Below are 19,200 nucleotides of genomic sequence, written 5' to 3' on the forward strand. Positions count from 1 at the left end.
ATGGAGTTACAGATGAAAGCTAGAACACTTATTAAAACCTTTTCCGGTATTGATACCGCTGACGGCGATGGCGTTAAACTTACCCGCATTATTGGGTCGCCACAGCTAAACATGCTTGACCCGTTTTTATTGCTCGACTGCTTTGCCAGTGACCAAGCACAAGATTACATTGGCGGGTTCCCTGAGCATCCTCATCGCGGCTTTGAAACGGTGACTTATTTACTCAACGGAAAAATGCGTCATAAAGATAATGCTGGTAATGAAGGTATTATTGAACCGGGCGGTGTGCAATGGATGACGGCAGGTCGCGGTATATTGCACTCTGAAATGCCTGAGCAAGAAGACGGTTTACTGCAAGGTTTTCAATTGTGGGTCAACCTACCACGCTCAGCAAAAATGACGGCGCCGCGTTATCAAGAATATGCGCCTGACACTATCGCCGTTGAACACTTAGCGGGGGGCGGAAGTATTAAAGTCATTGCCGGTAAAACCGACCTCGGAACTATCGGTCCAGTAATAAACGATTACGTTTTTCCAACCTATATGGATATTAGTTTGCCTGCTGGCAGCAGCTTTAGCCAAACCATAACTCATGGTCATAACGCTTTTATTTACTTGCTTGAAGGTGAAATAGTTATTAGTGCTGACAATGAGCAACAAACCCTGCCCGCCAAAAATTTAGGCATCCTCAGTGATGGCGAGCAAGTTAGTGTAACGGCTGGTGAGCAAGACAGTCGATTTTTATTAATCGCCGGTAAACCTTTAAACGAGCCTGTCGCCCGTGGTGGTCCTTTTGTGATGAATACTGAGGCTGAAATACAACAAGCCTTTGTAGATTATCAGCGCGGGTTATTTTAATTAAATCATTTCACGCTAAACAAGCAGAACAATTTTTAAGACCTTATTTAAGGCAATATTTCACAATAATATTTGGAGTAAGAACATGGGATTATTAGTAGACGGTAAATGGCAAAATCAATGGTACGATACTAAATCATCGGGCGGCCGTTTTGAGCGTAAAGCCCCCAGTTTTCGTAATTGGATAACCGCGGACGGTAGTGCTGGTCCATCTGGCGTTGGTGGCTTTAAAGCCGAAGCCAATCGCTATCACCTTTATGTATCACTGGCATGTCCTTGGGCACATCGCACCATCATTTATCGTAAGCTCAAAGGATTAGAAGAAATGATTTCAATGTCGGTGGTAAATGCTTTTATGGGTGATGAAGGCTGGACTTTTGCACCGGGTGAAGGCGTTATTGCCGACCCTATATTAAATGCTACTAACGTCCATGAAATTTATACTGCGGCGCAAGCAGATTATACCGGCCGAGTGACTGTACCTATATTGTGGGATAAAAAAACCAACACTATAGTGAGTAACGAATCGCCGGAAATCATTCGCATGTTTAACTCTGCCTTTGATCAAATAGGTGCACTGCCAGGTGACTTTTCACCGCCAGAATTATTGGCTGAAATTGATGAGCTGAATGACTTTATTTACCCAACCATTAATAACGGCGTTTATCGGGCTGGTTTTGCCACCACCCAAGAAGCTTATGACGAAGCTGTAGTAGAAGTATTTGACGCCCTCGATACCATAGAAGCACGCTTAGCTAAACGTCGTTACCTAACCGGTAACACCATTACCGAAGCAGATTGGCGCTTATTCACCACCTTAGTAAGGTTTGATGCCGTTTATGTTGGTCACTTTAAATGTAACTTACGCCGCATTGTTGATTACCCAAACATTTGGGGCTATTTACGCGACTTATACCAAGTAGAAGGTATCGCTGACACAGTAGCTATGGACTACATCAAAGCGCATTACTACGGTAGCCACGAAACCATTAACCCAACACGAGTAATTCCTGCAGGACCAGTAATCGATTTTACTAGTGCCCATCATAGAGAGAAGTTAACCAATGTTGTAGAGAATAGCGCTGTTACATCAAGTATTTAAACTTTAATCTCAAGCCTTTACGGTAAAGGCTTGCTGCAATATTGTTGGCTCGTATGCTAATTAAGCTACTTGCCAACTTTATTATTTAGCTATGTTAAAAACATGTCTACAAACATAGTCCGTAAAGGTAATCATCAACCAATTCATTATTGATCAGCGTGTTTTGACGTAAACAGCCTTCACGGGCAAAACCTAGTTTTTCTAACAGCTTATACGAACCTAAATTGTTAACTGAACAGATAGCCGTTAGCTTATTTAACTTTAGTTCAGCGAAAGCATATTCTTTCAGCAGACTTAAGGCTTCTGAGGCAAAACCTTGACCCTGGGCACTTGGCTTCATCATAAAACCCACTTCGCCAATTTTTGCCTCATGATTAACAATTTTAACGCCTATACTACCCAACTTTTCAGCGGTCGCTAGTTCGGTTATGCCCAAGGTAAACCAGCTATCACTTGTTTCATTCCAAGGCTGTGCTTTCGCCACAAAAGCAGCCTTTGCTTCATCATAAGTACAAGGGGTGTAAACATGCTCCATCATTTGTGCAGACATAGATAATTCAATGAAAAGATCTTTGTCTGAATGATCGAGGGGAGATAGTTGTATTCTTTTTCCAGTAAGTTGCACGATACTTCCTTGGTTATGTTCCACCTTGTTATGCGTGGGATATTAATTGCTTGGTCATTAATATCCCATATTTTCAATACAGTAGAAACCACAACATGTGAATTAACAATCGCACCAATTAATAGCTAAATCATATTATTAATAACAGCCGAAAACCCCAGAAAACCTGGCACTCACTGTACTTCACTTCCTTTTCACGTTTTTCAGAAACCCTTCCCTGTTTCGGTAAGGGCTAAGTCACCCTTTAGTCAGGGCATTGTCGCTAAATTATTCAATGAGCTATCCAGTCTTAGTCAAAGTTTGCAAGTAAGTAAAAGCCGCTATGATCAACAAATGTTTTTACTGTATGGCTTAATTGAGCAGCTAGAATCACCGGTATTAATTTTAGATAAAAACGATCAACTACAACATGCCAACCCTGCGGTAAGCCGATTATTTTCAGTACCTTGGCAAACATTAAAACAAAAATCTGCACAAAAACTAGGGCTAATAAAACTTAATGGTTTTTGGACTTTCGATGAAAAAAATCCCCTGAGTGCGCAAAACTCACAGAAAAAATGGCAAATACGACAAAGTGAATTCAAAGATAATAACAATAATTATCAACTACTAATGCTCAATAATATTAGCCAAGAGTTACAAAAAAATGAGCAACAAGCTTGGCAAAATATTATCCGTATTTTAAATCATGAAGTGCGTAATTCTTTAACGCCTATTTCGGCACTGAGCCAAAACTTGTTGGAAATGCCAGATCTCAGTCCTGAACAATACCAACAAGCAATAACGATAATTGATAGCCGCAGTAATAACCTCTTAGCATTTATTGATAGTTATTCCGATTTAGCCAAACTGCCCTCACCTACTTATCAGCAGTTCGATTTAGCGGAACTGTTACAAGGAGTCGCCCGCTTAGTACAGCAAGTCACTGTTAACCTTTCTAGCCCGCTAATGATCAAAGCCGATAAAGGCCAACTGGAGCAAGTATTACTCAATTTGATAAAAAATGGCAAAGAAGCGCAGCTTGCCAATGGTAAAGTAAAAGATAAAAAAACCATGGGCACCTTAGCAAAGGATATTGAAGTACAGGTGTTTAAAACCGGGCAGCAGGTGATCATCAAGGTGCTAGATCAAGGCTGTGGCATCGCTAATAGCGCCAATTTATTTGTGCCATTTTATACCACTAAAGAGACAGGTTCGGGCATTGGTTTAGCGCTAAGCAGACAAATAATATCAAATCATCAAGGTGAACTTACCTTGAATAATCGCACGGATTTAGCTGATACTAGCGGTGCAGTTGCTACCATTACTTTGCCCTTGGTCTATAAATAATTAAACCTTAACAAATGACGATAAAAGTTAGCTCGGATTAGATTTTCTATCAATGAGGCTAAATAATTGAAAGTTGAAATTTCGTGACAATAGGAAAACAGTCTTAATTTGTCACAGTGTCTATTGTGTTAGACATAAAAAAGTCCCGATACAATCGAGACTTTTTCTACCAAGCTGTTACTTTTAACTACTTAGCTTTATTCTTTCTTGCAAAGCTAAGTCCTACTAAACTAAGACCAAGTAATACTAATGATGTTGGCTCTGGAACTTCAACTGGAGTGCCAATTAAAACATACCGTTGAAATGTATTGTTAGAATTCAGTCCAGTATTAGAACCACTACGCCATCCGCCGACTCCTGTAGTATTGTTGTCGCCAGAAATAGTATGCCATGATAATGCAGCGCGGTTACTAGAATTGAATGTATCTGCCTGACCTTGAGTAATGGTACTTACATCACTGAAGCCTACAGAGAAATCATTATGGTACCAAAAAGCTCCATTATCAAAAATAGTAGCATTCTTACCTGTAATTGTATTTAATATGCCTGCGGTTGTCGCGGAAAAAACATCAAAGTTAATTGCACCATCAGAAGTAGCTCCTGCTAAAGCAACTGATACGTTAGAATCCAATCCGCTGATTAAAGAATTCAAATCAAAGCTAGTTCCGTAGCCACCTTGGTAAACAATACTCCAACCATCACTAAGCGTTTGGGTTTTGCTATAATCATTTTCCACGCCAAATGGAATAACTGTAGCATGTGCCATTCCAGTAAATACAAATAACAAAGCAACTAAACACGATTTCATTTTTATCTCCATATTTTTCAAATTAAAAATCAATTAGCACAATCTAAGCAATATTGGAGCCACATACATATCTACTTGTTATTTAAGTGTTTATTACTTTCAATCTCGTTACATAGCTCAAAGTGTAAAAAAAAACGACACTCCTTCTATGCTAAAACAAATGGCCTAACTGTATCTTATGAGTACGTCTGAGTAATATGACAAGAATAATTCATTAGAAAATATATGAACATTTATTTAGGATAATTCCCGCAATTTTTGACGGCTGACTTGCTAAAAATAACCTCACCTAATGGTCACTTACTGTTCACTTAATACCAAAGCGAACCTTATTAATTGAATATAAAATAGTTATAGCTCTGACACTGCAAAAAATCAGCTTTATACTGTTACCATGCTTGTATTTTTTACCGATGAATCTATACAATGCTGTATGAGCAGTAAATAAATTAAAGGTCGCCATTTAATGTTTAAAAAAGTGCTGTTGTTACTTATAATTATGGGTTTAATCAGTTGTAAAAGTACTCCAAATCTCGCCTCACTCCGTAGTGTTGAAACCTTAATTGAGCAAATAAATTCTGATGATACTGATCTCATTACTATTGCTGATCAAGCAGTTAAAACTAATGAGCTTATTCAACAAGATATCCATAACATCAAATCTTTGCTTGATGAATTGAGTAAACACATCAGCGATGCGTGGGGCGAAGATAATCCGCAAATCCCTAACAATAAAAAGCTGGTTAAATACACTAACAACTACAAAGCACGGGCAATTGTTGATTTTGAAAAAGGCATCATTTTAATCGAAACGTTAGCTGATAAGTCGCAAGTTAAAACGTTGGAAAACTTACAAAATGCCATAGTCACTACCTTATTATCGACATCCGATCCTCGAAAAACGGACATATTTTCAAGCGACGCACCACAACTATCAGGCAAACCTTATTTGTACCAACAGGTGGTTGACCGCGACAATAAACCCATTGCATATCAATGGCGCGCCAATCGATTCGCCAACCACTTAACCGAATTCAACCTACAGAAATACAGTAAAAATGAAAAACAAATTTATGCTGTTAAAATTAAGATGGTTGAAAAGCATCAACATTTACGCGAACAAAAATACAGTAAATATGTACTTGCCGCGGCTAAACGTTATCAAATATCACCACAACTGATATACGGCATAATTGAAACCGAAAGCAGCTTTAACCCATTTGCGGTAAGTACAGCGAATGCCTACGGTTTAATGCAGGTAGTACCTACAACAGCCGGAGCCGATGTTTTTCAACGTATTAAAAAGAAAAATGGCATACCAACCAAACAGCAACTATTTGATCCGGCGTTTAATATTGATATTGGCTCAGCCTATTTACACATTCTCAATAACAATTATTTGAAAGATGTGACAAATACAACCAGTCGCCATTATTCCATTATTTCGGCTTACAATGGCGGCGCCGGAAATGTATTAAAAACCTTCCATGGTAATCGTAAAACAGCGATGAAAATACTTAATACTAAGTCATCTAAAGATGTTTATTATTTACTAACCAAGAAACACCCCAAAGCCGAGTCTCGTCATTATTTGGAGAAGGTAACTAAGGCTGAAAAAACGTATTTATAAAATGCTCAACTTTAGCGTGCAGAAGATCTAAAAAGCCACCGAAGACTAACTTTCCAGTCCCACGCCAGACTTTATCTACACTAAAAATTCTCGTATCAGGACGTCTAAATCCTGCATTTTGAGATGGCTGGGTATATATTTATCTTCATACATTATTATTGTATTACCTTTATCCCTGCTATCTTAAAATTGCCTATCAGTTAGCTTTGCAGCTCACTAATAGCTATTACCTCACTCCCTTATTACTACCATTTCCCTCAAAAACCTAAAAACTAATTAATTAGTTGATAAAAAATTAACCAGCCGCTATAGTATTTAAAACTAATTAATTAGTAGGAATAAAAATGGCTCGTAAAAAATCAACCCAACTCACTGACAGTGAACAAAGCATTATGCAAATTCTTTGGCAGAAGGAGCAAGCCTCAGTTAGAGAAATCGCCGATATACTCAGTGAAGAAAAAACCACGGCGTACACCACAGTACAAACCATGTGTAAAATTTTAGCAGATAAAGGTTACGCCGACTTTCACAAGGAAGGTAAGGCTTTTATTTATACCCCTAAAATTACCCAGAAAGATGCCAGAAAAGGCGCACTGACTTCTCTGCTGAATAAGTTCTTTGGTGGTTCACCCGAAGTACTGGCGCAACATTTAATGGAAGAAACCGACATTGAATTGGATGATTTAGCGGCATTGCAAAAACAAATTGATCGCGCCGACGATTAGCTGCATTGAGACTTTTCGCTCTAGATAAAAAGTAAAAAATAAAAGATAAAGGTATTTCACTATGATTGCTCAATACACATTGTTAACCACATTAGCATTACACCATATTGTTATTGGTGGCTTGCTGCTACTGATTCTTTTAGTGCTAGGTAAGGTACTAAAAACCAGTGCAGAAATGCGTAGTTGGGTATTAATGACTGCCTTTATCACCTCAACGATAGTGCCAATAACATTACTTTCAACCACGTCAGCATTACCTATTGCGGCCAAGCCAGCATCTACACCAGCAAGCACTGTGATTGATGCAAGTGCAACTCAACCGAACTTAGAAAACGTTGTTATGCCGTTGCAGGAGCAAGCCTTATGGCATATGCCCAGTGAAATTATTTTTCAATTTAGTGAAATATTAACGGTACTTGTTGTGGTTTGGTTTATCGGCAGCTTATGGCGCAGCCTGATGGTTTTCGGTTCATTTTTACGGACTCGAACATTAATCAAAATGAGCAAGCCCGTTGAGAAAAAAAGTATCCAAGCACTCGTGTATAAGACTGATATTAAAATTTTCAGCGCTAGCCAAATTAACTCCCCTATGGTGGTGGGTTTAACTAGCCCTAGAATCATTTTACCTGAAAACATGATGCAGCAATTAAGCAGCGAACAATTAGCGCCGATAGTGTTGCACGAACTTGCTCATATTCAGCGTAATGACATTTGGTTTAGCCATTTTCAAGAGTTTATTGCCGTGGTGTTTTGGTGGAGCCCGGTGATTCGCTTACTCAATAACAAAATTCATATCGATAGAGAATTAGCTTGTGATTTACGAGCGGTTAAACAACTGAACAACAATAAACAATATGCCCAATCACTGATCGATTGTGCAAAATTAATGATTACCCAACAACGGAGCGTATTAGCCATGGGATTATTTAGCCAGAAGAAAGAATTGAACAATCGTATTAGCACTGTACTTAAAAGTAAAAAAATGAAAACACCAAGCATGTTAACAATTATTGCTGTCTGCCTAGGTTTATCTGTACTGACCATTAAAGTTTCACAGGCATTTGTACCAAAAATTAGCATCAGTGATACACGACAAAATGCTCAACATTATTCATTACTGCCATCTGCACAAGGTGAGCAATTGATTGCTGCGGTAATGCAAAATGATATTGCCACCATTGAGCAAATGCAAAACCAAGGTGTTGATATTAATACGCCAGCGATTGGTGATGGCACAGCGTTAATTATTGCCGTCAAACAAGATAATCGCCAAATGGTGCAAGCACTAATTGATTTAGGCGCCAATGTTAACCAATCATCACGGGGTGATGGTAACCCATTAATTACTGCAGCCATGACTAACAATATCGCCCTAGCGCAATTACTTATTGATAATGGCGCAGATATAAATGGCATCGTAAGAGGTGATGAAACCCCTTTAATTAATGCCACTAGAAGAGGGTATTTTGAGATGACTCAGTTACTTGTTAATCAAGGTGCTGATGTTAACTTATCGGTCAAAACAGGTTTATCTGACGGTCTTAAAATACGTTCACCACTAAACATGTCAAGTAACAGCGAAATAACTAGCTACCTTATTGAAAACGGTGCCATTGAATAAGTTATCCATAACAATGCTAACCACATTGCCAGAAGTCACTTCATATAAATTGAGACGATAGAACTCAAAGCCACATAAGCATTTAACGTAAAGACAGCTACGTACTTTTCCTAATCCACGCCAATCATTTTAAAAATGTTAGGCCTTAGGCTCGATAGACTCGTCTTTAAAAAAGAGCACAACATGAATTTATTACTTAACAAACGCGCTGTAGAGCAGAAAACAGGAGGTCACAATGATATTTAATACTCCGATATTCTTTTGGTTCTTTTGCATTTTTATTTTGTTTTATGGCTTCGCCTTTTTAAAACAAACCCCTAAAGTTTACCTGTTGTTAGTTAGTAGCTTGATCTTTTACGGCGGCTGGAATTACAGCTTTATTCCGTTATTAGTGGGTAGTGGTATTGCCGATTATTTCATTGCTCAAGCCATTGACAACTCATCGAGTCAAGGCAACAAAAAACGTTGGCTAACCTTATCACTGCTGCTCAACTTAGGCATTTTAGCAACCTTTAAATATGCAGATTTTGCCATAGCCTCTGTTGCCGACTTATTTTCAGTACTGGGCTATCAAGCCTCATTCTCCACTCTTTCTTGGGTGCTACCTGTGGGTATTTCTTTTTATACTTTCCAAAGTATGAGTTACACCATAGATGTTTACCGTGGTGATATGAAGCCACGTAAAGGCCTAGTTGAATTTGTCGCCGCCTTGTCTTTTTTCCCGCAATTAGTTGCCGGTCCTATTCTTAGAGCTAAACATATATTGCCGCAGATGCACGCGATATCTATGCCCAAATGGCTAGAAGCAAAACATGGTTTTTTATTAATTACTGTCGGTTTAATTAAAAAAACTGGTGCCGATATTCTCGCTATTCCAGCAGATAAAGCTTTTACTGCGCAAGAGTCATTAAGCACCTTAGAAATGTGGACTGGTGTACTGGCATTTTCCGGGCAAATCTATGGTGATTTTTCTGGTTATACCGATATGGCTATCGGCTTAGCGATTTTGCTCGGCTTTAATATTCCACTCAACTTTAGAGTACCTTACTTTGCTATATCGCCGGTCGATTTCTGGCGTAGATGGCATATTTCCTTATCAAGCTGGTTAAAAGATTATTTGTACATTTCCTTAGGTGGCAATAGAAATAATAACCGTACCCGTAATGTATTTTTAACCATGTTATTAGGTGGTTTATGGCATGGCGCTGCCTGGACATTTGTTGCTTGGGGCGCATTTCATGGCGCAATTATTACCCTTACCCATTACCTTGCTAACTTGCAGATATTCAGCAGCTTTAATCGCAGCAATACCTTAGCTGTTAGCTTGGTTAAATGGGCGGTAACCTTCTATTTAATTCTCATTGGCTGGGTATTTTTTAGAGCAATCGACATCAATAGCGCAATAACCATTATTGGTAATTTACATACTTTTGGTAGCGCGAGTCAGTTAGGTACTAACGCCTGGAGCATATTTATCTTAACGTCGGTGTGGATATTACTGATGCATGTCATGGACTACTTTGTCATTAAGTCGGCAGATAAATTGGAAAAGAAAAACTGGCAGTTTTGGTTGTTAATTATTTTAGGCCAAGCCCTTTGTTTATTAATAGGAGAACCAAGTAATGAGTTTATCTACTTCCAATTTTAATGAGATGAAATCAGCAGAGATGAATGAAGCAATGAGCTTAGGTGAACAAGCACCAACTGAACAGGTATCTGCTGAGCAAATCACCAGTTCAACCACAGCCCAAGCCGAAGATAGACGGGTTTTTATAAAAATAACCTTAGCCATTGTACTGGGCATGATGGCAGCCATGGGCTTAGTGCGCCTTTTGCTCGATGCCAATGGTGCCAATAAACAAGGTATTTTAGGACGGGTATTACAGGCACAAGCAGCAATCCCGCAAATAATAGCTGAGCCTAATGATTTGGTGATGTTTTACGGCTCTTCCATGACCCGTGCTGGTTTTTCACCACGAAAATTTGATGGTGATTTAAAAGCCATGGGTAAAGACATTAGTTCGTTCAACTTCGGTTTTGGTGGCTTAAATCCTTACTATCAAGACTTATTATCTAGGCGTATTGCTGAGCAATTTATCGAACAAGACAGAAAACTTAAATTGGCCTTAATTGAATTTAATCCCTTTCAAACTACAAGCACACGCTGGAACAGAGCTAAATTCTCTTTAGATTCGTTTATTACAATGTTGTCTAACGATGCCGAGTTATGGCAAATATTGCAAGAAGACCTGAGCCGAGGTATTCATTTATTTAACATTAAATATATCCGCAATCATGTCTCGGCTGAAATGGTCACTAGCTATTACTCTCGGGAGTTATTTCCGCCACAAAGAGGCCAGCGCTTTAAAGATGATGAAGAAACGGTAACTGTCCGTAGAAGTTTGGGTAAAGAGTTAAACGCAGCATTCGAAAAAGACTATCCAAACTACTCAGGTGAAGAGTGGTATTACCCTTGGCAAGGTGCTGGTACTATTCCTGAAGAACGTTCTGCCGAGACGCTAGCAATATTTGATAACTATTATGCCGCCTCACAAACTGAGGCACGGATGAAAAATGATAGATTAAGTCGTATAAGAAGTGCTGACATTGAAGAGTTACATTTTGAACCCTTTTTAGTAGAGAGCTTTATTGGTATTGTGAAAAACTTCCAACGTTTTTCTGATAAGGTGGAAGTAGTTATGCTGCCAAAAAATAGCCGTTATATTGACTACACCCCCGAGGCAAAAATACGTCTTGCTAAAGCAATTAAACAAATTGAACAGGCGACTGGTATAAAAATAAAAGATCATCAAGACATTAAAGAGGTTAATGCTGATATGTATAGAGATACCACGCACTTATCACGCTATCGTGGTGATATTGCTTACACCGACTTCTTAGTTAGCGAGTATGCTCAGGCATTGTAAAACTTACCTGGGCTCACTCTATCGGGTAGCCCAGCGCTTGCCATTCGGCTATGCCTGAATGACTAACGCAGGTGATATTCGCCAGCCCCAACATGGCTAAATTAGTTAATGCGGTTTGAGATCTACGGCCAGAATGGCAATAAATAAATATATGTTTGAAACCCTTAAGCCTCTCTAAATGATCAGGCTCTGTGCCTAAGGGGATATTTTGGCTGTCGGGGATATGCCCTTGTAAATATTCCTCTTCAGTGCGGTTATCAATTATTAAGTTTTCCGGATTTTGTTGTTGCCATATTTGATAAAGCGCATTCATGGAAAAGTCATCATGGATATAGGCATTCGCCTTAAAGTTGATGCCGCAAGCTTCATTGGCAGGTACGGCTTCATTAATTCTTTTGGGTAGCGCTAGGTTCAGATTACTCATAATAGCGATAAAATGAGCCAGAGATATTTGTTTACCAAGCCTAGGGTTCCATTGCTTTTCTTCCGCAATAGTAGAGCTGGTATTGCCATTATAATCATGGCCTGGATAAACAATGGTTTTATCATTTAAGCTAAACAGCTTTTCAGTGACACTACGGTAGAGTTCTACTGAACTACCCTGTTGAAAGTCTGTCCGACCGCAACCTCTTATCAGCAAAGTATCACCAGTGAAAACCATTCCCGTAAAACCTGCACTACCATGAGCTTCACCACCAAGGTAAAAACTCATACAAGCGCTGGTATGGCCAGGTGTGGTTATGGCTTTAATATGACTATGGCCAAGGGGAAGTATATCGCCATCATTCAGCGCAATATCAATAGACTTAATACCTGCCGCTTGGTTATAAACTATTTTGGCACCAGTTTTTTGTCTGAGTAAACCTGCCGAGCTAATGTGATCGGCATGAACGTGGGTTTCAATGGCATAAAGTAGTTCAATGCCCAATTCCTCAATATATTGCAGATCACGCTTGAGTTGCTCCTTAACCCCATCAATAATCGCACCTTGGTGAGTTTTAGCGTCAACTAATAAGTAGGTATAAGTACAGCTATCTCTATCAAAGAACTGTTTTATCGTTAATTTATTAATAGCTGATTCATTGATAGTTAAGGGCTGCTGGTAAGGGGAAATGCTCATAGCTATGCTCAGGTATTTAAATCTACATACCTGCAAGTATAGCTAGTGGAATTAGGGGGGGAGATTAAGGCTCAAGTTAAGGTTAAAGTTAAGCTAATGTTGAGAGCATAAAGATTAGCTTAAGGCTTGCAGCCAACTCATCGCATCTTCTTCATTATCAAAGCTGCGTGTTTGTTGCGATGCTCTGGAGGGTGATAACTTATTGATGACATCTAAGATGGTATTTGAGGTGATAACCATGGCTTTGGCAATGAGCTTTTGCTGGTTCAACCAAACATTATACTTTTCCAATTCTTGATAGGCTTCAGGAGTAGCCCCTTGAAATTCTAAATTATTAACGAGAATCGAAAAGCTGGTATCCTTTAAATCATCTACAATAGCCTCGACACCATTAGTATATTTTTGTGCGCCGTATTCATTAAAAGCACCAACATTTCGGACAACAATGATATTGCCCTTTAGGCTAATAGATACTTCACCGTGTTCAATACCCATACATTACCTCTAGCCCAAGAAATGAATTTAAGTTATATCACAATTATTCATGAAATAATTACTATAGCCTATAAAAACCAATTAGCTAAAAGCAAAAAAGCGCAATAATCTCTTATTACGCTTTTTTTATTACTCGATATAACGGATTATCTAGGGCTTAATCACTGCTAGATTAAACTTATATTTCTTTAATACGGACACTACCACCACTGGTTTTTAATACCAGTTCAGGACCACCGCCATTGATAGTACCTTCAATTTTGCGTTTGCTGATTGAGCCATTGACGGCGAACTCACTAGAGACACGCCCACCACTTGTTTTAGCGGTAAGGTTTACCGCAACATCTTTAGCTAAATAAGCGGTGATAGAGCCCCCAGAAGTTTTTAACTTACTATCTTTGGTTGGATTTTTCGGTAATTTCAGCTTAATACTGCCACCTGAGGTTTTCGCATTAATTTTTCCAATAATATTATCAAGATCTAAACTACCACCCGAGGTTTTAATATTTACATCACCGACGACCTCTTCAACAGAAATAGAACCACCCGAGGTGTAGGCATCAACTTTACCTGTTAAGTTTTCAATTTCAATAGAGCCGCCACTCGTGTTTACATCAATATTATAGTTTTCCGGCAAGGTTATTTTATAAGTCACTCTGATACTTGTTGAGCCAAAACCAAAGCCACTGCGATTTAATTCACCATGAATACTGACATTATCACCAGACTTCTTAATGTTTACCTGCATCTTATCTTCATCTTTACCGCTGATATTTACTTCAATCAATACCGTATCTTTGGCATGAGTTTCAATATCAATAGCACCAACATCAGTCTCTAGCTTTAATAAACCACCAGCTGCGACATTCAATTCTTCATTATATGTTTTTGCTTGCAAGCCACCTGCCATTAAGAACAGTGCAATTGGTGCATATTTAAAAGTATTTTTCATGTTTAACATAAAGTATCTCCGTATATTTTTTATTAGTATGGTCATCACTAAGCATTTGCAGTTTCCAAACACTTAGCTAGATTTTTTGGTCAGTGCTAAGTGAGATGCAACTTGAACAAAAAAGGTTTAAATTTATTTTTAATCAATGCAACTTATACTCAGCTAGCTCAAGTAACCTTAACTTAACCAAGAAGTTAAGAAAAAACCACCAAAAATTAACATGATGAAAAGTAATGTAGCTAATAATAACGGTTTAGGACCTGCTTCCTTGATAGTTGCCCAACGAGTGTGTGCTCCTAATGCCGCCATCGCCATAGCTAATGAAAATTGACTCGCAAAACTAAAACTGATTTTAACTATTTCAGGTATAACGAACATACTATTGATCATAGCTGTTGCCATAAAGCCAAAAACAAACCAAGGAATAGCAACAACACTTTTTTCGTTACTGCCAGCGTCATCGCTGCGATTCAAACGTGTTAACACCAGACTCAACATGATAATAAACGGCGCTAACATCATCACCCGAATAAGTTTTACCACTACCGCCGTTTGCATCGTTTCAACATTAATACTTTGCCCAGCAGCCACTGCTTGCGCAACTTCATGAGCAGTACTGCCAATATAAATACCAAAAGTGTGATCATTCATCGCAACCAACTGATAAATGAAAGGATAGCTAAACATTGCTAACGTGCCAAAGAGCACTACCGTGGCAATAGCAATGGTAATATGTTGTTGTTTTGGTTTCAGCACAGATTCAGTTGCTAAAATAGCTGCTGCACCACAAATAGCGCTACCTGCGGCAGTTAATATCGCAACATCCCGGTGTAACTTAAATACTTTTATACCAACAAATGTTCCGACACTAAAAATGACGGTAATCACTACTAGATCAATACCCACAGCTTGCCAGCCCACAGCAACTATTTGCTGAAAACTTAAACCAAAGCCAAATAAGATAATGCCTAACCTGAGCATTTTTTGTTTACAAAAATGTGAAAACTGATGGTCTTTTTCATCTTCTACTCTTAATGAAAAATGGCCATAACTCATCCCTAATAGGATAGCTAAAGGTAGTGCACTTAAACCAAAAGCCGATACTTGTGGAATACTTGCTAGGGCAATTGCCACTAAGGCAATAATGGGTAGAACTATATAGGTAGGCATAATGGACCTCTTTCTGATATTGAGTATACGAGTGAATCAACGATTCATCACTTTATGGAATATAATATAACGCAAGCAATTTGATAAGAATAATGGATAGTTTAAATGTATAGTATCGGATAATCCGAACTATAAATCTGCGATTAAGGTCAAAACCAGTTATGACTATTTCAATAAAGAAACTACAACTTTTTGAGGCGACGGCACGTTTAGGTAAACTGACTCAAGCCGCTAATGAAATAGCTTTAAGCCAGTCAGCGGCGAGCCAAGCATTAAAAGAATTAGAACAAAGCTTAGGATATCCACTGTTTGAACGGGTTGGTCGAGATTTGTTGATCACTGAAAATGGCCTTAAAGCACTACCTAAAGTTCGCCAAATTGCTGATATTCTTGATAGTTTGCAGTTGGCTAATTTAAACCCGATGAGCGGCGTATTGAAAATTGTTGCAAGTGCCACCATTGCTACCTATTTACTACCTAAGCTGATCGCTAATTTTATAAAAACCTATCCTGACGTTTCCCCTGAAATACACATTGGCAATACCCAAATGGTGATAGATTACTTAGATAAAGGCCAAGCAAATATTGGCCTTATTGAAGGCCCAGCATTACATCCTCACTTACAAATAATCCCTTGGCAAGAAGATAAATTACAGGTCTTTTGCCCACCTAATCACCCGTTAGCAAAAAATACAACTATCAATCTAGAGCAGATTCAACAACAGTCTTGGGTATTGCGAGAACAAGGCTCTGGTACACGGGCTATTTTTGATGCCGCCATTGAGAAAATGGGGGCACAAATTAATTTAGCTATGGAGCTGACCAGACAAAGTGCGATTAAAGAATCAGTTAAAGCCGGTTTAGGTCTAGGTTGTCTGTCTAAACTATCTATTGCTGAAGAGTTAAAAAATGGCGGCTTAGTGGCGTTGAAATCACCACTGAACTTATCAAGACGTTTTTCATTGGTGACTCATAAAGATAGTCATCACAACTTGCTTACCCAAACATTCATTGATTATTTGATAGCAGAAAGTCCGAGTAAGTAGCAGTTTAAAGTAATAAGACAACGGACAAAAAGGGCAATAAAAAACGACAGTGAATACTACTCACTGCCGCGCTCTTTATTTATCTGATCTTATTCATACGCTGTTATTCATATCTAAGGGCTTTAATTGGATTTTTTCTCGCCACTTTCGCCGCATTAGCACCAACGGTACTCCAAGCAATAATCAGTGATAGTAAACCTACGCCCAAACAAATAGGTATCAGCAAAATAGCACTTATGCGATAAGGAAAAGCTTCTAACCAAGTTAGCATTAAGTAAGCGGCAATAGGCCAAGCAATTAAATTTGCTAGCACCACCGGCTTAGAAAATTGCCAGATGAGTAAAGCCACTATATCTTTTACACTCGCTCCCATTACTTTTCTAATACCAATTTCTTTGGTTCTTCTTTCTACGGTAAAGGCAGATAAACCTAAACAAGCTATCACGATGGCAAAGTTGCCGTACGTAACAATAGCTAAGGCGGTGCGACTTTTAGCCTTACTTTTTAGCTAGATTTTAATTGAATTTTATAGCTATTTAAACTTTAAGAAAAATACTATTCAACTTGCTCAACCAATTGCTGCATCAAGCTATATGAAAGTTGACTATAGGGCGGAACAAATAAATCAGCACTAAACAGGTTTGGGTAGTCATCTAATAATCCCCTGCTCTCAAGGTTAACCGCTGCAGGTAACATAGAAAGTTCATCGACTATTCTTTGCTGAACTTTTTTATTAATAAAATAATTAGCAACTATTTCTGCAGCCTCTAATTTTTCATCTTTTAAACCACGAATAAAATTAATGGTATCAAGCCAAGCCATATGACCTTCTTCAAAATCAATTAACTGCCACTTAGCTCCTTTATCATTTTGACTCTTTATCTCTGGTCCCCAGCTAGAGACTATTTCAAGATCTTCGCTAAACTTAGTGGAACTTTGCCAAAACCCTCCGGCATTATTATAGAGTTTTTTGAATTTACTGAGCACAACCCCATGTTCTGAAAGTAATTCCTTTAATTTACTACGATTGTTTTTTTGTGCTAACTGCTCTAAGTAAAAGGGATGAAAGTCTAAGGCTTGCAGTGTTAAGCCAACGTTATACCAAAACTGTCCTTGATTTAATGAAAACTTATTGCGCCACTTACTACTCCATAAATCTTTTACCGATGTCGGTATGTCCTGTTGTTTAACCTTATTAGCATTGACAAAAAAGCCATAAATACCTCCGCCCCAAGGGATATATAGTGGTTTACCTGACTGCATTCCCATGGATATTTGAGTCAGTTCTGGATCTAGGTTTTTGTAGTTACTTAATCTAGGAGAGTTAATATCTATCGGTTGTAACAGTCGAGAAATCTGTTCGCCATGCATTTTAATAAAAAAAAGCGTTAAGAAAGTGATATCACATTCCTTATTGCGGATAACTGAAAACATTTGGTCGGCATCTTCGGCTTTAGTCGCAATGACTTCAACTTGATAGTTATAGCCCTTCTTTTCCAGTATTTCATTTACTTGAGTAATATCTTCAGCAGTCACATAGCCCGCCCAAGTAAAAATTCTAAGCTTTTCCACTGCCAATAATTGCCAGGGTAAAAGTAATAGAAAACTAAATAATAATAGTTTACTCACAACAGCGCCCCCCTCATTTAACACTTATTAATTCAGTATAGAATGCTCTTTAATTTAAGTTAGATATTTAGTAGATAAAGCCACTGCAGCTAAAGTGACTTCGCCTGCTTTAGCTTTATTTTTTATTGTTAACACTGGGCAACTGCCATTGCTCAAATAAGCCATCGCTATTGGAGGTAACCACTTTATCTTGCCCTGAATAGGCAACACTGAGTACGGATGAGCGGCCCCGAGTCATTGTCGATTGCCACTGGGCAACTAGAGCACCATCAGTTACTCGCCAAAGTTTAATCACTTGCTTAGGAGAACCGGTTAAAAGCAGCGAGTTATCACTCGAGAATATTGAGTCATTAAACTCAAAAAAGCGTAAGTTAGTATCTAATTCAGCCAGGACTTCTCCCGTTGATAAATCCCAAAAAGTACGATCTTTTATCGCATCAAGGGTAAAACCAACCTTACCGTCACTACTTATACTGACATGATTAACTCGCGAGCCATGAGAGAACTCATGCACATTTTCCCCTGAGCTTGTGTGCCATACCAGTGCTTTCTTATCACTTGACCCGGTGAAGGCCATTTCACCATCATCGGACAAGCTTACCGAATTAATATCCAGTCTATGTTTATCAAAACTAGTGACTTCATTTCGTTGAACATCAATGATACTCGCTTTACCACTGCGAAAACCTAATAATATTTTGCTGCCATTAGCGGAGATATCCATACCGTTAATGATATTTCCTGCCACTCCCCACTCCCCCAGTGGTTTATGACCCAGCACCGAATATAAACGCACTGTTACTTGATTAGAGACTAAATAAAACTGATTATCTTCACTAATATCAAGCAATTCCATAAACTGGGCTTCATTGCCTTTTAAGCAGTGCAATGGCGATTCCACTTGGGTGTTTTTCCATAAGCAAACGGTTTTACCATCTGCAACCAAGTTTAACTGGCCATCTTTAGACAATGCCGAAGCTGTGATTATATTATCACTATGACTCAACGCTAAGTCTGATTTTCCGGTATGAACGTCTTGCTGGCTACAGCCGAAAAGAGTTAATGCGCTTAGTGCACTTATTAGCATGACAACTTTTACCATTGAAAATATTCCTTTAAAATTTTGCGATAAACGAGTTAATTACAGTGACTATAAACGATTA

The 19,200-nt window shown here is 38.6% G+C and carries 18 protein-coding genes; 9 read left to right on the forward strand and 9 right to left on the reverse strand.

Annotated features, from left to right (window positions below; all coding sequences use genetic code 11):
• The first annotated feature begins 12 nt into the window (after window positions 1-12).
• Window positions 13-858 carry a pirin family protein gene (locus tag HRT50_RS01570; protein ID WP_291610626.1) on the forward strand — a complete coding sequence of 282 codons (846 nt, stop codon included), beginning with the start codon at window positions 13-15 and terminating at the stop codon, window positions 856-858.
• An 85-nt stretch (window positions 859-943) separates the two neighbouring features.
• Window positions 944-1,960, forward strand: a complete 1,017-nt coding sequence (locus HRT50_RS01575; RefSeq protein ID WP_291610628.1) for a glutathione S-transferase family protein — start codon at window positions 944-946, stop codon at window positions 1,958-1,960.
• Between the two features lie 106 nt (window positions 1,961-2,066).
• On the opposite strand, the gene HRT50_RS01580 is transcribed toward HRT50_RS01575, so the two are convergent.
• On the reverse strand, window positions 2,067-2,585 hold the full coding sequence (locus HRT50_RS01580) for a GNAT family protein (RefSeq protein WP_291610630.1): 519 nt from the start codon (window positions 2,583-2,585) through the stop codon (window positions 2,067-2,069).
• A gap of 300 nt (window positions 2,586-2,885) precedes the next feature.
• Here HRT50_RS01580 and HRT50_RS01585 point away from each other — a divergent pair, with 300 nt between their 5' ends.
• Window positions 2,886-3,914 carry a PAS domain-containing sensor histidine kinase gene (locus HRT50_RS01585; RefSeq protein ID WP_291610632.1) on the forward strand — a complete coding sequence of 343 codons (1,029 nt, stop codon included), beginning with the start codon at window positions 2,886-2,888 and terminating at the stop codon, window positions 3,912-3,914.
• A 187-nt stretch (window positions 3,915-4,101) separates the two neighbouring features.
• Here the strand turns inward: HRT50_RS01585 and HRT50_RS01590 are convergent, their stop codons facing one another.
• Entirely contained in the window at window positions 4,102-4,722 is a 621-nt protein-coding gene (locus HRT50_RS01590; RefSeq protein WP_291610634.1) for a PEP-CTERM sorting domain-containing protein, read from the reverse strand.
• A gap of 466 nt (window positions 4,723-5,188) precedes the next feature.
• Between HRT50_RS01590 and HRT50_RS01595 the strand changes: the two genes are divergently transcribed.
• From HRT50_RS01595 to HRT50_RS01615, 5 genes are all read left to right on the forward strand, one after another.
• Window positions 5,189-6,352 carry a murein transglycosylase domain-containing protein gene (locus HRT50_RS01595; protein WP_291610636.1) on the forward strand — a complete coding sequence of 388 codons (1,164 nt, stop codon included), beginning with the start codon at window positions 5,189-5,191 and terminating at the stop codon, window positions 6,350-6,352.
• 344 nt (window positions 6,353-6,696) lie between these two features.
• Window positions 6,697-7,077 carry a BlaI/MecI/CopY family transcriptional regulator gene (locus HRT50_RS01600; RefSeq protein WP_291610639.1) on the forward strand — a complete coding sequence of 127 codons (381 nt, stop codon included), beginning with the start codon at window positions 6,697-6,699 and terminating at the stop codon, window positions 7,075-7,077.
• A gap of 61 nt (window positions 7,078-7,138) precedes the next feature.
• Window positions 7,139-8,698: a M56 family metallopeptidase gene (locus tag HRT50_RS01605; RefSeq protein ID WP_291610641.1), complete on the forward strand. Its 1,560-nt coding sequence runs from the start codon at window positions 7,139-7,141 to the stop codon at window positions 8,696-8,698.
• A gap of 235 nt (window positions 8,699-8,933) precedes the next feature.
• A complete protein-coding gene (locus HRT50_RS01610; protein ID WP_291610642.1) occupies window positions 8,934-10,346 on the forward strand; it encodes an MBOAT family protein in 1,413 nt (470 codons plus the stop codon).
• Window positions 10,321-11,625, forward strand: coding sequence for a hypothetical protein (locus tag HRT50_RS01615; protein WP_291610644.1), 1,305 nt, complete (start codon window positions 10,321-10,323; stop codon window positions 11,623-11,625). The genes HRT50_RS01610 and HRT50_RS01615 overlap by 26 nt, the downstream gene beginning before the upstream one ends.
• Window positions 11,626-11,638: 13 nt before the next feature.
• Here the strand turns inward: HRT50_RS01615 and HRT50_RS01620 are convergent, their stop codons facing one another.
• The 4 genes from HRT50_RS01620 to HRT50_RS01635 all read right to left on the reverse strand — a co-directional run bounded on the left by HRT50_RS01620 (window position 11,639) and on the right by HRT50_RS01635 (window position 15,362).
• Entirely contained in the window at window positions 11,639-12,745 is a 1,107-nt protein-coding gene (locus HRT50_RS01620; protein ID WP_291610646.1) for an MBL fold metallo-hydrolase, read from the reverse strand.
• A 114-nt stretch (window positions 12,746-12,859) separates the two neighbouring features.
• On the reverse strand, window positions 12,860-13,240 hold the full coding sequence (locus tag HRT50_RS01625; protein WP_291610648.1) for a hypothetical protein: 381 nt from the start codon (window positions 13,238-13,240) through the stop codon (window positions 12,860-12,862).
• Window positions 13,241-13,418: 178 nt separating this feature from the next.
• Window positions 13,419-14,201 carry a hypothetical protein gene (locus HRT50_RS01630; RefSeq protein WP_291610650.1) on the reverse strand — a complete coding sequence of 261 codons (783 nt, stop codon included), beginning with the start codon at window positions 14,199-14,201 and terminating at the stop codon, window positions 13,419-13,421.
• A 168-nt stretch (window positions 14,202-14,369) separates the two neighbouring features.
• On the reverse strand, window positions 14,370-15,362 hold the full coding sequence (locus tag HRT50_RS01635; RefSeq protein WP_291610652.1) for a YeiH family protein: 993 nt from the start codon (window positions 15,360-15,362) through the stop codon (window positions 14,370-14,372).
• 161 nt (window positions 15,363-15,523) lie between these two features.
• On the opposite strand from HRT50_RS01635, the gene HRT50_RS01640 reads away from it, so the two are divergent.
• Window positions 15,524-16,408: a LysR family transcriptional regulator gene (locus tag HRT50_RS01640; protein ID WP_291610654.1), complete on the forward strand. Its 885-nt coding sequence runs from the start codon at window positions 15,524-15,526 to the stop codon at window positions 16,406-16,408.
• Window positions 16,409-16,511: 103 nt separating this feature from the next.
• Here HRT50_RS01640 and HRT50_RS01645 read toward each other — a convergent pair whose 3' ends face one another.
• The 3 genes from HRT50_RS01645 to HRT50_RS01655 all read right to left on the reverse strand — a co-directional run bounded on the left by HRT50_RS01645 (window position 16,512) and on the right by HRT50_RS01655 (window position 19,139).
• Window positions 16,512-16,853, reverse strand: a complete 342-nt coding sequence (locus HRT50_RS01645) for an FtsX-like permease family protein (protein WP_291610656.1) — start codon at window positions 16,851-16,853, stop codon at window positions 16,512-16,514.
• 110 nt (window positions 16,854-16,963) lie between these two features.
• Window positions 16,964-18,037 carry an ABC transporter substrate-binding protein gene (locus tag HRT50_RS01650; protein WP_291610658.1) on the reverse strand — a complete coding sequence of 358 codons (1,074 nt, stop codon included), beginning with the start codon at window positions 18,035-18,037 and terminating at the stop codon, window positions 16,964-16,966.
• A gap of 115 nt (window positions 18,038-18,152) precedes the next feature.
• Complete coding sequence (locus HRT50_RS01655) at window positions 18,153-19,139, reverse strand: hypothetical protein (RefSeq protein ID WP_291610659.1); 987 nt, start codon at window positions 19,137-19,139, stop codon at window positions 18,153-18,155.
• Window positions 19,140-19,200 lie beyond the last annotated feature (61 nt).

Source organism: Colwellia sp. (genome assembly GCF_013215345.1).
In the GTDB taxonomy this organism is placed as follows: domain Bacteria; phylum Pseudomonadota; class Gammaproteobacteria; order Enterobacterales; family Alteromonadaceae; genus Colwellia.